The sequence below is a fragment of the Billgrantia sp. NRB1 genome (assembly GCF_056921725.1).
Genome location: NZ_CM167783.1, coordinates 1,539,204 through 1,553,545, shown reverse-complemented (window position 1 = coordinate 1,553,545; position 14,342 = coordinate 1,539,204). Strand labels below are relative to the sequence as shown.

The following is a 14,342-nucleotide window of genomic DNA, read 5'->3' as shown; positions in this document are numbered from 1 at the left end:
GCGACGCCGGCAGCTGACGCCGGGTCACCGTGTCGGCGCTTCATCCCACACCAGGTTCTCGGCGACCTGCACCAGCACCCGTGGCGGCAGCTCCCCCATGACCACCAGCTGTACCTGCCCCTCTTCCAGTGCCAGGTGGCGCACCACGGCCAGCGAGATCCCAAGCCGATGCAGACCGGGAATCAGCCGCTCGCCGCCCTCATCAAGGGGCTCGACAAACAGACTCAGCGTAGAGAGACCGTCGCTATAGATGCGATGCCCGACCCGGTCACTGTGCCGACGACTGCGGGTATCGACGGGCTGGGCGATGAAGCCGTCGGGAAGCCAGCCAGGCTGCCAAGGCAGCGAGGGAGGCTCGCGGTGGGAATCGAGCACCACGCTACCTTCATAGAGTCGCGGCTGCTCGAGCTCCGTCAACTGGAAGGTTTCCACCACCCTACCCTGCTCGTCGATCAGCTCCTGCTTCATCGGCAGCGCGGTCTGCCGATCGACCCAGAGCCGATGACCGAAGCGCAGGTGGTCCAGGGGTTCGATGTCCAGACGCACCACTCGCCGGCTGGCGATACGCTCCTCACCCCCCAGGGTGATCCGGTAGTGCTGATCGAGGTGACGGGCGATCCCTTCGGGAGAGGCGGGCACTTCAGCGTCGCCGTCGGACCAGCTCAGCCGCCCGATGCGCCCGCGCCGTTCGAACACCACCGCCGGCCCATCGAGAAAGCGAGCCACTTCACGCTCGACACCGTCCTGAATATCGTGGGAAAGCGCCAGGGTGCGAACGCCGTCGATGCCGATTCGCACGGCGCGAGCCTGAAAAACGTAGCAGTGGTTGGCCCACAGGCTGCGCTCGAACCACTCCTGGGCCGACGTCGGCGCCGCCCAATCGGCGAGCTGGTGACAGTCGAAGCGCTCCTCCTCGGCTGCCGCCGCCTGCTCGACAACTGCCGTGGCAGCCAGCAACAGCATCAGGCACGGCAGCACCAGGCGCCACCCTGTGTGCCGGACAACCATCAGCGCTGCCCCAGTGTCTCGCTACCGGACGCCCGCAGCAGCGGCATCCAGGCATCGCCGCTAGGGTAGGCCGCACCCTCGGCATGGCGGTCAAGGTAGGACTGCAGCAGCCGCGCCTGCTCCTGGTCGGCACGCAACGACTGGCGCGGGTTAGGCGCCATGAAGAGCGGTCCCTCGACGCCGGCGCCGACCGGCATGATACCGGAGGCACTCCCCCCTGCGGGGAACAGCGGTAGGCCGGATGCGGCCAGCTGGCCGCCGCCGGAGGCCGGGGAAGCGGGAGCGCGCTGGTCCGTCACCGGAGCCGAAGAGGCCTCGCCACCGCTCGCCACTTCGGCCGGCGCATCGCCAAAATAGCCGCTGCCGTTGTAGAACTGCACGCCGGTGATCACCATCAGCGACACGGCCGCCGCGATACCGGCGCTGCGGGCGAGAGACGGGGCACGAGCCGTCGGGCGCTTGCCCGCCTCGGCTACCGGCACCGGTTCGTCCTCGAGGCGCGCTAGAATGCCGGCAGAGAGATCCGTGCTGACATCGACGTCATGATCCCGTCGCATCAGGCTGCGCATCAGATGATAGCGCCGCCAGGCGTCCGCCGCGTCGGGATCGTCTTCCAGCGACTTAAGCACCCGACGCAGCTCGAGATCATCACCTTCGTTGTCCATCAGGGCAGAAAGCGATTCCCGTGCGTTCTGACTCATTTCTTTACACCCTCTACTCTCAAGGCGCCCGCCTTGCATTCAATGTAATCCCGGCATTCCCCGCTGCGGCTAGGTTATGGTGGCAATGCCGGCACACTCCTGAAACATCGGTCACAGCTTCAGACGCCAACGGCGCGTGACAGTTCAGCGCCCAGGCGAAAACCTTGCTTAGCTCCCCTCCTCGGTCACCGACTCGCGAGTACGGTGGGTGGTCACCAGGGGCTGAATGTGCTGGTCGACCGCCTCACGGGCCCGAAAGATCCGCGAGCGGACGGTGCCGACCGGGCACTGCATGATATTGGCGATATCCTCGTAGGAGAGGCCATCGAGCTCGCGCAGCGTGATCGCCGTGCGCAGGTCATCGGGCAGCTTCTCGATGGCCTCGAACACCGCCGCCTCGAGCTGGTCTCGGGCAATAGCGGCCTCGGGCGTCTCGATGTCGGCTAGCCGCCCGCTATGATCGACCACCTCGGCGTCGACGATATCGAGGTCGCTGCCGGGGGGGCGGCGCCCTCTGGAAACCAGGTGGTTCTTGGCGGTATTGATGGCGATGCGATACATCCAGGTATAGAAGGCGCTTTCCGCGCGAAACTTACCCAGCGCCCGATAGGCCTTGATGAACGCCTCCTGAGCCACATCCTGGACCTCGGCATGGTCCTGCACATAGCGTCCGATCAGGCCAATGATCTTGTGCTGATACTTCCGGACCAGCAGATCGAACGCGCGGCTATCGCCCTGCTGAGCACGCTCGACGAGCTGCTGATCGGTTTCCCGGTTGCCCATTCACACCCTCCCCGACCGGGAGAACCCCTGATGAATGGCGGGCATATGAAATGTCAAAACGGTGTCTGAATGCATGGTGTCAACCTGGTGCCCATCGGCAGCTGATATCCCTGGAAAGTCGAAGACCTGTCGAAGATGGGTCAGTGTTCCTGTTTCTTGGCCGCGCATCAAGCCGGCTGCCACGCACGCCGGTGCCCGCGATGGGACAGGATGCACCGCACGCGGGTTCCCGAGGCAATTGATTTTTTCCCAGCCACGGGGTGATAGTAGAATACCTTTCTTGCCTTCAACGCTTCACGACACAGGTACCACAATGTCCGATCAGCAGGTCAGCAACCTCAATGTTCTCTCCCAGGACGTCCTGATCACCCCCGAGACGCTCAAGCAGGAAATTCCGCTGAGCGAAGAGGCGGAACGCACCGTCATCGAAGGACGCCGGACCATCCAGAACATCCTCGACGGCTCCGACCCGCGCCTGCTGGTGGTGATCGGGCCTTGCTCCATTCATGACGTGGATGCTGCCCTGGACTATGCACGCCGCCTGCGACGCCTGGCCGATGAGGTCAAGGATAGTTTATTCGTGGTGATGCGGGTCTACTTCGAGAAGCCCCGTACCACCGTAGGCTGGAAGGGGCTGATCAACGACCCTCACCTCAACGGCTCATTCGAGATCGAGGAGGGCCTGCACATCGCCCGCCGGCTGCTGGTGGAACTCTCCGAGCTGGGCCTGCCGCTGGCCACCGAAGCGCTGGACCCGATCTCACCCCAGTACCTGCAGGACTGCATCAGCTGGTCGGCCATCGGCGCGCGTACCACCGAATCCCAGACCCACCGCGAGATGTCATCGGGCCTCTCCAGTCCCGTGGGCTTCAAGAACGGCACCGACGGCAGCCTGGACGTGGCGATCAACGCCCTGCAGTCCGTCTCGCACCCGCACAACTTCCTGGGCATCAACCAAAGCGGCCAGGTGGCGATCATCCGCACCCGCGGCAACCGCTATGCCCACGTGGTGCTGCGCGGCGGCAACGGCAAGCCCAACTACGACAGCGTCAGCGTGGCGCTGGCCGAGCAGGAGCTGCGCAAGGCGGGCGTCCAGGCCAACATCATGATCGACTGCTCCCACGCCAACTCCAACAAGGACCCGGGCCTGCAGCCGCTGGTGATGGAGAACGTCACCAACCAGATCCTGGAAGGCAATCGCTCAATCATGGGCCTGATGGTGGAGTCCAATATCGGCTGGGGCAACCAGAAGATCACCGACGACCACAGCCAGATGCAGTACGGGGTCTCGGTGACCGACGCCTGTATCGACTGGGACACCACCGAAGAGGCCATGAAGCGCATGGCCCAGAAGCTCGCCACCGTGCTGCCCGAGCGTACGGCGTGATCCCTCGCCACCGCCAATAAGGCAGCGGGCCCGCCATCGGCGGGCCCGCTGCGTTGGCTCTCCGGCAGCCCCCTACCCGGCGCCGTCGATCTCCCGCACGAAAGGCGGCAGGGCATCGAGCAGGGCCCGGCCGTAGCGGCGGGTCAGCACGCGACGATCGAGCAGGGTGATGCGCCCTCTGTCGGCCTCCTTGCGAATCAGCCGACCGCAGGCCTGCACCAGCTTGATCGAGGCGTCCGGCACGCTGATGCGCATGAAGGGATTGCCCCCCTGGCTCTCGATCCACTCGGCCAGGGTCGCCCCCACCGGGTCGTCGGGCACCGCAAACGGCAGCCGGGTGATCACCACGTGGGTCAGGTAGTCGCCGGGCAGATCGATGCCCTCGGCGAAACTGGCCAGCCCGAAGATGATGCTGCCCTCCCCCTCGTCCACCCGACTCCGATGCCGCTCGATCAGCTCGCGCTTGGGCAGCCGATCCTGGGCCAGCACCCGCTGGCGGCGCTGCGGCGACAGCGCCTTTTCTACGCCGCGCAGCTGCGCCCGGGACGAGAACAGCATCAGCACCGCTTCGTCATCGCCGAGCGACTCGACGAAGTCGACGATGGCACGCTCGTGGGCGTCGCGGTCGGCAGGATCACAGGCCTCGCGGGGGACGCTGAGCACCGCCCGGGAGTAGTCGAAGGGACTGGGCAGGCGCTGGTAGCGATAGCGATTGGCCAGGCCGGCACGCTCCTGCAGCCGTTCGAAGCGCCCCAGCGCTGTCAAGGTGGCCGAGGTCACCACGGCGCCGTAGCAGCTTCCCCACAGGGTCTTGGCAAGCGTCGGCGCCGCCGAGACCGGGCTGGCGGCGAAGGTCAGCTCCGCCTCCCCACCGATCCGCTCCAGCGTCAGCCAGCGGGCCCGCGGCGCCTCGCCTCCCGGATCCGGCTCGGCATAGGCCTGCCAGAGGGCGTGGGCCTCCAGGGCCCTGCCGTGAAGCAGCGCCATCAGCGGCAGCCAGGCCTCGGCCTGCTCGCGGTCGAGGCCGGTGTGCTTGTCGGGGTCGAGGCTCTCGCGCAGGATATCGCTCATCGACTCAAGGGTCCGCGACAGCTCGGCGAACCCCACCAGTAGGGTCGCGGCGTGGTCCCGCAGCGCCTCCGGCACCTGCCCCATCGCGAAGCGGTGCTGGCGACTCTCCTCGTCGCTGGCCAGCCCCTGGGGGCGACCGGCCAGCTGGTGCCCCAGGGCAAAGGCCTCGCCCAGTCGCGGCTCCAGCGCGGCGATGGCGTCCGGTAGCCCGGCCAACAGGCGTGCCAGGGTGGGCTGCACCGCCAGCGCCTGGTTCAGCTCGGTCAGCGACTTCTTGAGGCTGCCCAGCCAGCGCAGCGCGGCCCCCACGCCGACGCGGTGGGTAAAGTGGTTGAGGGCCTTGTCGGGCAGGTGGTGCCCCTCATCGAAGACGTAGATGCAGTCCCCCGGAGGCGGCAGTACGACCCCACCGCCCAGGGAGAGGTCGGCCAGAACCAGGTCGTGGTTGGCGACGATGATGTCGGCGCTCTCCAGATCGCGCCTGGCGCGAAAGAAGGCGCAGGCGGCGAAATGGCCGCAGCGGCGATTGGTGCACTGACGATGATCGATGGTCAGGCGCCGCCAGTCGCTGTCGGCGACGGTCTGGGGCCAGCTTTCGCGATCTCCCTCCCAGCGACCGCTGCCATAGGCCTCGGCCATCTCGGTGATCAGCGCCTTGAAATCCGCCCCGGCCTCCTGGCCCAGACTCTGCTCGAAGAGCGAGAGGGTAGGATTGCCGGCGACGCCGTCGAGCGCCTGCTCGAGGCGCGCCACGCAGAGGTAGCGGCCGCGCCCCTTGGCCAGGGCATAGGAAAAGTCCAGGCCGCTATGCGCCTTGAGCGACGGCAGGTCCTGGTGCAGCACCTGCTCCTGCAGGGCCACGGTGGCGGTGGCGATCACCAGCCGCTTGCCTCGCGCCTTGGCCACCGGCAGCGCCGCCAGCAGATAGGCCAGGGTCTTGCCGGTGCCGGTGCCCGCCTCGAGCACGCAGATATGCTCGTCGGAGAGCCGCTTGCCCGCCTCGTCGGTCTCGATGGCGCTGAGGGTGCGGGCGATCTCGGCGATCATCAGCCGCTGACCGTAGCGCGGGGTGAGGTCGAGCCCCTCCAGCACGCGACGGTAGGCGGCCTGTATCTCGCCCTTGAGGGCCTCGTCAAGCATAAGCGTCCAAGCTGTAAGCCTTAAGCCGTAAGCTGTAAGAGAAACACATCCCAGCAGAGCCCAACCTGGCTGAATAAGCGGATACACCGAGGCTGCAAGCCCTTTAACTTAAGGCTTACAGCTTATAGCTGCCGTTAGAGCAGTCCTTCGGGCGGGTGCTCGCAGGGCAGCTTGTCGTTGATGTAGCGCTCGATCTCCGGCAGCGAGAAGGCGTCCTCCTCGCCCACGAAGCTGATCGATACCCCGGCGGCCCCGGCCCGGCCCGTACGACCGATACGGTGCACGTAATCCTCCGGGTCTTCCGGCAGGGTGTAGTTGATCACGTGGCTGACATCCTCGATATGGATGCCGCGGCCGGCCACATCGGTGGCCACCAGCACCTGGATCTCCCCCTCGCGGAAGCGCTCCAGGGTCCTGATGCGCTGCGCCTGGGGCACGTCACCGGAGAGCATGGCGGCGTTGATCCCGGCCTTCTTCAGCAGCTCGTCGAGCTTGCGCACCAGGTCGCGGCGATTGCCGAAGACCATGACCCGATCGAAGCTCTCCTGCTGGAGCAGCTTCACCAGCAGGCGCTGCTTGTCATCATCGCTGACCAGGTAGACCCGCTGATCGATATTGGCGCTGTTCTCCACCGTGACCTCGATCTCGACGTGGGTCGGCTGATGGGTCCACTGGCTGGCCAGGTTGAGGATGTCCTGGGAGAAGGTCGCCGAGAACAGGAAGGTCTGGCGCTCTTCCTTCTTGGGCGTGTGGCGGATGATACGCTTGACGTCGGGAATGAAGCCCATCGACAGCATGCGATCCGCCTCGTCAAGCACCAGCACCTCGACCTGGGTCAGGTCGACGTCGCGCTTCTCGTGGAAATCCAGCAGCCGCCCGGGGGTGGCCACCAGGATATCCAGCTTCTTGCCCAGGTTGTCGCGCTGCTTCTGGTAGTCCATGCCGCCGACCACGCTGGCCACGTTGAGATCGGTAAAGCGCGCCAGGGCCTTGGCGTCCTTCTCGATCTGCAGCGCCAGCTCGCGGGTCGGGGCCACGATCAGTGCCCGCGGGGCCCCCGGCTTCTGACCGTCTGGCGCCTCCTCCTCGAGGAAGTAGGCCAGGATCGAGATCAGAAAGGCGGCCGTCTTGCCGGTGCCGGTCTGCGCCTTGCCCACCACGTCGCCACCCAGCAGGGTGTGGGTCAGCGCCTCCGCCTGGATCGGGGTGCAGTACTCGAACCCCAGGGCGTGAATGGCCCGCATCAGCGGCAGCGGCAGGTCAAAGTCGTGAAAGCGCCACTTGCCCGCCTCGACAGGCACCTGAAACTGGCGCAGGTCCCAGTTCGACTGGCGGCGACGCGGTTTGCGGCGACGACGCTTGGGCTTGCGGTTCTGGGCCGGGGCTGTGGTCTGTTCCGACTCGCTCATAGGCTGTATGTCTGTCCGTAGCAGTGGATGGGAAGCCTCGTTCAGTCGGGCATTGTAACAGCCTCCGGCGACGAGGGCGCGCCTGCCGCATCGGGCTGGTAGAATAGCGGCCCATCCACCTTTCCATACGAGGGAGTTCGGCCGATGACACGCCGCAAGAAGACCCGTTCGCTGGCCGACAAGGTGACGATTCGCACCGGCCGGCGCAAGGATTACAAGCAGTGGCGCCACGAGAATCCCGACCAGGTAACCTCGTCGCGCCGCTTCACCCAGAAGAAGCGCCAGCAGCGCAAGCTGCAGGCCGCACGCAAGCAGGCCCGCCAGGAAGAGGGGCAGTCGATCGCCATCCATCCCGAGGGGTCACGGTCCGATTCCGAGGGGAGCCAGGAGTGATGCGCCTCGTCTCGTTCAACATCAACGGCCTTCGCGCTCGACTGCACCAGCTCGAGGCGCTGACCCAGCGCCACCGACCGGCGGTGATCGGCCTGCAGGAAACCAAGGTCCAGGACAGCGAGTTCCCCCGGGAGGCGGTCGAGGCGCTGGGCTACCGGGTCATCTTCCACGGCCAGAAGGGCCACTACGGGGTGGCGCTGATGGTCGATACCGCCCAGTGCGGCGAACCCGAGGCGGTCTACTACGGTTTTCCCGACGATGCCAAGACGGCCCAGCGACGCATGATCGGCGTGCGCCTGCGCGGCGGCGACGACCGCCCGCTGACCGTATGGAACGGCTACTTTCCCCAGGGCGAGAACGTGGCTCATCCCACCAAATTTCCCCACAAGCGGGCGTTCTACGCCCAGTTGGGGCGCCTGCTGCAGGAGTCGCACCGGCCGAACGAGAACCTGGCGGTGATGGGCGATTTCAATATCTCCCCCGAGGATCGCGATATCGGCATCGGGGAGGCCAACCGCAGGCGCTGGCTGCGGGAGGGCAAGACCAGCTTCCAGCCGGAAGAGCGCGAATGGCTCGAGGGCATCAAGGCCTGGGGGCTGGTCGACAGCTACCGGCTACGCTACCCGGAGGTCGACGACCGCTTCAGCTGGTTCGACTACCGCTCAAAGGGCTTCGACCGCGACCCCAAGCGGGGGCTGCGCATCGACTATATCCTGGTCAGCGAACCGCTGGCGGCCAAGGTGCGCGACGCGGGGATCGACTACGACCTGCGCGGCATGGAGAAGCCCTCCGACCACGCCCCGGTGTGGACCGAGCTGGCCCCCTGAGCCCGCAACGCCATCGCAATAGCTGAAGCCGCGTGCGGCCACCTCAAGGGTGGCCGCGCTTTGCAGGCGCCATTCACAGTGTGTGCATTACCTCATAACGCTCCAGGCGGTCTTCAGGTAGGCATCCCCGTTGACCCTAACGCCGTCGATATCGCCGGTTTCAGAAGCCACATGCACCGCCTCTAGCGTATCGGCAAGGGCTGCCAGATCGGTGTGAAGCTTCTCCAGGGCTACCTCCAGGGTATAGGTCAACTCATGGACGGCATTGAGGTCGTCCATACTCAGGGTTTCCTGCTCCAGAATCGCAGCCAGATGGACATTGTGTGTGGTGAAGTTGTCCACCGCCTGCACCAGTGTCTCCGAGGGCAAGGCTTCAAAATGATCAATACGCGATTCATCATGTGCCAATGTGAAAGGTGCAACAACCAAAAGGCCCGAGAAGGCCATAGCGATCAGCGGCTTATGCATATGTAATCCTCTACTATTCGTTGAGTGTCTCAGCAAGGGCAAGCAACAACCCATGTTTATCCAGCCGCTTTAACGCTAGCAACGAACACCAGAAATGTAAACGATTATCACTACCAAATGAAGATTCAAGGGATCTGGGTCAGTCCTGGGCGCTTTCATCGCAAGGCGCTCGGCATGGATTCGACCAGCCGCATCGCCGCAAGCCATGGCTCGGCCTGCTCGGCCCCCAGCGCTTGCGCGGTCTCCAGGGCCGTGACGGCAAGCTCGTCTCGCCCCCAGCCATGGGCCAGCTGGCCCAGGCGCAGCCAATCCTCGGCGGCCTGAGTGCGCTGCGCCAGCGCCTGCCAGGCGGCCAGCGCCCGGTCGCGATCCCGGGCGGCCTGCCAAGCCTCGGCCAGCAGCCGGCGGTGGGCCAGGCTGTCGTCAAGCGCCTGCTGCGCCAGGGCGTTATGAAGATACTCCGCCGCCCGAGCCGGCGTTCCCGCCGCCAGGTGCAGCTCGATGCGCTGCAACAGGTCCGCCTCGCCTCCCAGCACGCCCAGACGCCAGCCGGCCTCCCACAGCGCCGCGGCACGCCTGGGCTCCCCCAGACGCTGCGCCAGGGCAGCGGCCTGACGCCAGGCCTGCGGGTCTGAGGTGGCCTCCAGGCCCGCTTCCAGCCGGGATAAGGCGTCGTTCCCGCGCCCCACCCGCTGATAGACGGCAGCGGCCAGCGCCTGACGCCTGGCAGCCGGCGAGTCGTCCACCTCCAGCGCTCGGTCGATCCAGCGCGACGCTTCTTGCCAGCGCTCGAGCTCGGCCAGCGCACGCGCCAGCCGCCAGCGATCGTCGGCGCTGCCCGGATAGCGCTGATGCCACTCCAGTAGCAGCGCCACCGCCTGCTGCGTCTGCCCGGCCGATAGCCGCAGCCTCGCCTCCTCATTCAACCAGCGGTCGTGTTCTCGCTGGGGAACCTCTTGAACACGACGGGCCTGGGCCAAATGCTCCGCCGCCGCCTCGCGGCGGCCGGCTGCGGCCTCGGCACCGGCCGCCAGCTGGCGGTACAGTGCGCTGGCCCAGCGGTCGGCGGCGTTGCCGCTCTCCAGGCGCCGAGCCTGGGAGCCGGCATGCGCTGCTAGCGCCTCGTCTCCCTGCTGCAGTCGCTGCTGAGAGCGCTCCAGGTCGGCGATGATATCGCCGGGCAGCGCTGGCGGGTCGGCCACCAGCGGGCCGGCCGACAGCAGCCAGGCAGCGGCCAAGAGCCACAAGGCTAAGCGTCGCTTCATGATCTCACCTCAGCTGAAATTCCAGGCGCTGGCGCGCCCGACGCACACCAGAGGCAGGCTCGAACTGCCAGCGCGCCACGGCCTGCTCGGCGGCCGAGTCGAAGACGTTGCGCGGCTGCGACTCGACCACGCGAATCGACGAGCGATCGACGCTGCCGTCGGGGCGAATCAGGAACTGCAGTTCGACATGCCCCTCCAGGCCTCGCCGCTGGGCACGCGACGGATACTCCGGTGGCACCCGGCTGGTCGGGGCGATCTGGCCGACATCCACCGGCCCCGTCTCGGCAGGCGCCGCCGACTCACGGGTCGCCCCCTCCTGTGCCGCGGTGGGTGATGGGCTCGGCGCAGGGGCCAGAGACGGCTCGGGTGCTGGTTCCGGCGTCGGCTCGGGCGGGGGCTCGGGCGCCGGTTCCGGCGGCGGCTCAGGCTGAACCTCGACAAGCTCGGGAAGGCGGCTATCGAGCTCCAGCGGCTCCGGCGGGTCCGGTGGCAGCTCGGGTTCCGGCATGGCAATGGGGCTCTCCCGCGGCGGCAGGGGCTCCGGCGGTGGCGGCGGGCTGGCTTCGACCTGCGGCGGCGGCTCGGCGGTGGGCTCGGCAACCTCTTCCGGGACCGGCTCGGGCGCCTCGACCAAGTTCATCGACATGCTGACATCGATCACATCGAACTCCTCCTCTGGCGGCGCCACCAGCAGCGCCAACAGCCAGAACAGCAGCAGCGCCAGCCCGACACCCCCCAGCGACGAGAGCGGCAAGCGGGTCACGAGCGACTCCGACTGGCGGCCACCGCCACCTGATCCACGCCGGCCTCGCGAATGCGATCCATCACTTCGATCAGCAGCCCGGTGGTGGACTCGCGATCGGCCTGGATCACCACGGAGCCCTCACCGCTGACCAGATCGGCGACCTTGCCGCCTACCCGGTGCAGATCCACCGGCTGACCGTCCACCCAGACCGCCCCCTCCGGCGTGATGGCCACCATCACCTGAGCATCCGGCTGGGGACTGGTGGCGCTCGACTCCGGACGCTGGATCTCGACCCCGCTCTCCTTGATGAAGCTGGTGGTCACGATAAAGAAGATCAGCATGATGAAGACCACGTCCAGCATCGGCGTCAGGTTGACCTCGCCGGCCTCACCGACGTCACTACCGTTGCGGCGTCTACGCATGGGATTCCTCCACGGCACGGGCCAGGCGGTCATGCAGCCGCTGATCCTCACGCCGAATGATGTGCTCCAGACGACTGGTAAAGAGTAGCCCCACCACTGCCACAGCCATGCCGGTCAGGGTCGGCAGGGTGGCCCGCGCCACGCCATCCGCCATGGAGCGGGCCTGGCCGGTGTCGCTCAGCGATAGGCTGTCGAAGACGGCGATCATGCCGGTGACCGTGCCCAGCAGCCCCAGCAGGGGACAGAGCGCCACCAGCAGCTTGAGCCAGGGCAGCGGCCGGCGCAGCCGGGCGATAAGCGCCCGGGTCCAGGCCTCGCGCAGGGTCAGGGCACTCCAGCTGACATGGTCGGGACGCGCCGCCCAGCGATCGATCAGCTGGCGGCGGGCGCGGCGATAGGTGATACGGAAGTACCAGACCCGCTCCAGCGCCAGGCTGAACAGGAGCATCGCCACCAGTGCGATGACCACCAGGATCGCCCCGCCCGCCTCGACCAGGCGCTCCAGGGGCTCAAGCCAGAGCGGCATCACGGGCCTCGCTCCCCAGGGGTGCCATGGACGGCGCTGAACGCCGCTCGAGCGCTTCGGCCAGGGCCGCACTGGCCTGGCCTTCCATCCGTCCGGCCAGATGGCGGCTGCGGCCGGCCAGCGCCGTATGGGCAAACAGCAGCGGCACAGCGGTAATCAGCCCCAGCACGGTGGTCACCAGCGCCTGGCTGATGCCGCCGGCCATCAGCTGCGGGTCACCGGTGCCGAACACGGTGATGGCCTGGAAGGTGACGATCATCCCGGTGACGGTGCCCAGCAGCCCCAGCAGCGGCGCAATCGCGGCCAACAGTTTGACCAGTGGCTGACCGCGCTCCAGCCGAGGCAGCTCCGCCAGCACGGCTTCGTCGAGGCGCGCTTCCAGCGCTTCGGGCATCGGGTTGTCTTTCAGCGAGCGAAAACGCAGCAGTACCCGGCCCAGCGGATTGTCATCCCGCAGCCGGCCAAGATCGCGCACCTGGCGGCGCATGGTCAGGCTGACGCGCAGCAGATAGGCGTACTGAAGCAGCGCCACCAGCAGCCCGAGGCCGCCCAGCGCCACCACCACATAGCCGACGGCCCCGCCCTGGTGGAAGCGTTCGACCAGCGAAGGCCGCTGCGCCAGGGCCGCCAGTAGCTGGCCCCGTGTCGGATCCAGGGCCAATCGTTCGGTTTCGCCGGCGTGAAACGCGGCCAGATTGCCCGCCACCTCGCGAGGCGTGCGCTCCGCCACCGACAGCGTCTGGTCATCAGCCCCCTGGCGCAGCAGCTCGCCGCGGGTGAAGGCCGCCATATCGCCCAGGCGTATCACCTCGCGGGACTGGATCTCACCGTCGGCGCCGGCGACCGGCGCCTCGAAGCGGGCCGCGCGAGCCGTCTCGGCGGTCAACGCCATCAGGCTGTCGGCCAGGGCCTCGAGATGCGCCAGCTCCAGAACCTCGGCATCATCCAGCCGCGGCGGAAGCTCGGTACCGGCAACGGTAAGCCAGCTGTCGCTCAAGCCATCCCGCAGTTCGCCGCTGTGTCGAGCCAGCACCGCGAGCAGGGCGGCCAGATCATCGCCCTGCTCGGCTTGGCGGGCGTCGAGCTCGGCCTGACGTTCGTCCAGGGCCTGAGCCTCGGCCTGCAGCTCGGCATGACGAGATTCGGTATCTGCATGGGCGGCCCGCGCCTCTTCGAGGGCCGCCTCCAGGGCGTTGCGATCCTCGAGCAGCGCGGCCAGCCGCTCGCGGTCACGGCTCTCGGCGGCTTTGCGCTCGGCGCGCAGTGTCGTCAGCGCCTCGGATTCCGCCTGGGCCATGACCGGCACCGCCAAGAGGGCGGTGATCAACACAGCGATCAAGGGGGTCAGCGCTCTCATGCGTCACCCTCCCCGGCACGTTCCAGCGGCTGCGAGATGGGCAGCGTCAGCAGTTCCGGGGCGCGCTGATCGCGGGCGATACGCAGCCCACTGCGCACCTGGCGACGCGATGCCTCGTCCAGGGGCTGCCATTCTCGCTCGTCGGCCCGCCAGACACCGCCCTGGCGTCCATCGGGGGTCAGATAGTAGAAGCCGACGCGCCCCAGGCGGAGATAATCCACCTCACGCCGCCGGTCGCCCTCGTCGAGATAGCCACGCCAGACGTCCAGTTCGCGCCCGTAGTCCAGCTCGGTTCGCCAGGCAGCCAGGATGCGTTCCAGGCGATCGACCTCGGACAGGTCGGGGTCGACAAGGTCGGCCTCCAGGCCGTCGACCCGTGCACGACGCTCACCGACCAGGAAGGGCAGGTCCTGTTCAACCCACCCGGCAAGTCGCATGATCAGGCCTTCCTGAAGCGCCGGCAGGGCTTCACGGGTCTCTGCCAGGGTGTCGAGCGCCGCCTCGCGGCGATCCAACGCCTCGACCTGGCGCTCCAGGCGTGCCGCCATCGCCTCACTCTCGCGAGCCAACCGGCGCTCGTTGCGCTCCAGCTCGCGCAGTTCGTCGAGCATCGCGCGCGCGTCATCGTCAGCGGCATCGATCCGCTCCTGTAGCTCGGCCTGGCTGTGCTGCGCTTCTCTGGCTTGCTGATGCAGCTCCGGGCTGGCTAACGCAGAAACGGCCACCCCCAGCCAGATAAAAGCCCCCCAGAAGCATGGTTGGCGAAACGATCTCACGTACTTTCTCCCGGCTAAAACTCGGTAAACAGGCGATAGCGCCCGGTGGACATGCCGGAACAAT

At 67.1% G+C, this 14,342-nt stretch carries 15 protein-coding genes; 3 read left to right on the top strand and 12 right to left on the bottom strand.

The window, feature by feature from the left end; genetic code table 11:
- Window positions 1-24: 24 nt before the first annotated feature.
- The 3 genes from ACZIYR_RS07020 to rpoE form a co-directional block, all read right to left on the bottom strand.
- A complete protein-coding gene (locus ACZIYR_RS07020) occupies window positions 25-978 on the bottom strand; it encodes a MucB/RseB C-terminal domain-containing protein (protein WP_483528685.1) in 954 nt (317 codons plus the stop codon).
- Between the two features lie 29 nt (window positions 979-1,007).
- Entirely contained in the window at window positions 1,008-1,709 is a 702-nt protein-coding gene (locus ACZIYR_RS07015) for a sigma-E factor negative regulatory protein (protein ID WP_473033049.1), read from the bottom strand.
- 168 nt (window positions 1,710-1,877) lie between these two features.
- Entirely contained in the window at window positions 1,878-2,492 is a 615-nt protein-coding gene (rpoE, locus tag ACZIYR_RS07010; protein WP_483528684.1) for an RNA polymerase sigma factor RpoE, read from the bottom strand.
- Between the two features lie 313 nt (window positions 2,493-2,805).
- Here rpoE and ACZIYR_RS07005 point away from each other — a divergent pair, with 313 nt between their 5' ends.
- Window positions 2,806-3,879, top strand: a complete 1,074-nt coding sequence (locus ACZIYR_RS07005; protein ID WP_473033048.1) for a 3-deoxy-7-phosphoheptulonate synthase — start codon at window positions 2,806-2,808, stop codon at window positions 3,877-3,879.
- Between the two features lie 72 nt (window positions 3,880-3,951).
- On the opposite strand, the gene dinG is transcribed toward ACZIYR_RS07005, so the two are convergent.
- Both dinG and rhlB read right to left on the bottom strand, forming a co-directional pair.
- Complete coding sequence (dinG, locus tag ACZIYR_RS07000; protein ID WP_483528683.1) at window positions 3,952-6,090, bottom strand: ATP-dependent DNA helicase DinG; 2,139 nt, start codon at window positions 6,088-6,090, stop codon at window positions 3,952-3,954.
- Window positions 6,091-6,224: 134 nt separating this feature from the next.
- Window positions 6,225-7,499: an ATP-dependent RNA helicase RhlB gene (gene rhlB, locus ACZIYR_RS06995; protein ID WP_473033047.1), complete on the bottom strand. Its 1,275-nt coding sequence runs from the start codon at window positions 7,497-7,499 to the stop codon at window positions 6,225-6,227.
- Between the two features lie 144 nt (window positions 7,500-7,643).
- Here rhlB and ACZIYR_RS06990 point away from each other — a divergent pair, with 144 nt between their 5' ends.
- Both ACZIYR_RS06990 and xthA read left to right on the top strand, forming a co-directional pair.
- Complete coding sequence (locus ACZIYR_RS06990) at window positions 7,644-7,892, top strand: hypothetical protein (RefSeq protein WP_473033046.1); 249 nt, start codon at window positions 7,644-7,646, stop codon at window positions 7,890-7,892.
- Entirely contained in the window at window positions 7,892-8,719 is an 828-nt protein-coding gene (gene xthA, locus ACZIYR_RS06985) for an exodeoxyribonuclease III (protein ID WP_473033045.1), read from the top strand. Before ACZIYR_RS06990 ends, xthA begins: the two co-directional genes overlap by 1 nt.
- Window positions 8,720-8,806: 87 nt before the next feature.
- Here xthA and ACZIYR_RS06980 read toward each other — a convergent pair whose 3' ends face one another.
- The 7 genes from ACZIYR_RS06980 to ACZIYR_RS06950 form a co-directional block, all read right to left on the bottom strand.
- Window positions 8,807-9,187, bottom strand: coding sequence for a DUF6746 family protein (locus ACZIYR_RS06980; RefSeq protein ID WP_473033044.1), 381 nt, complete (start codon window positions 9,185-9,187; stop codon window positions 8,807-8,809).
- A gap of 155 nt (window positions 9,188-9,342) precedes the next feature.
- A complete protein-coding gene (locus ACZIYR_RS06975; protein WP_483528682.1) occupies window positions 9,343-10,452 on the bottom strand; it encodes a tetratricopeptide repeat protein in 1,110 nt (369 codons plus the stop codon).
- A gap of 4 nt (window positions 10,453-10,456) precedes the next feature.
- A complete protein-coding gene (locus ACZIYR_RS06970; RefSeq protein WP_483528681.1) occupies window positions 10,457-11,215 on the bottom strand; it encodes an energy transducer TonB in 759 nt (252 codons plus the stop codon).
- Window positions 11,212-11,619: an ExbD/TolR family protein gene (locus ACZIYR_RS06965; RefSeq protein ID WP_483528680.1), complete on the bottom strand. Its 408-nt coding sequence runs from the start codon at window positions 11,617-11,619 to the stop codon at window positions 11,212-11,214. The genes ACZIYR_RS06970 and ACZIYR_RS06965 overlap by 4 nt, the downstream gene beginning before the upstream one ends.
- A complete protein-coding gene (locus tag ACZIYR_RS06960; protein ID WP_473033040.1) occupies window positions 11,612-12,145 on the bottom strand; it encodes a MotA/TolQ/ExbB proton channel family protein in 534 nt (177 codons plus the stop codon). The genes ACZIYR_RS06965 and ACZIYR_RS06960 overlap by 8 nt, the downstream gene beginning before the upstream one ends.
- A complete protein-coding gene (locus tag ACZIYR_RS06955) occupies window positions 12,129-13,502 on the bottom strand; it encodes a MotA/TolQ/ExbB proton channel family protein (RefSeq protein ID WP_483528679.1) in 1,374 nt (457 codons plus the stop codon). Before ACZIYR_RS06955 ends, ACZIYR_RS06960 begins: the two co-directional genes overlap by 17 nt.
- Window positions 13,499-14,278, bottom strand: a complete 780-nt coding sequence (locus ACZIYR_RS06950; RefSeq protein ID WP_483528678.1) for a DUF3450 domain-containing protein — start codon at window positions 14,276-14,278, stop codon at window positions 13,499-13,501. The genes ACZIYR_RS06955 and ACZIYR_RS06950 overlap by 4 nt, the downstream gene beginning before the upstream one ends.
- Window positions 14,279-14,342: the final 64 nt, after the last annotated feature.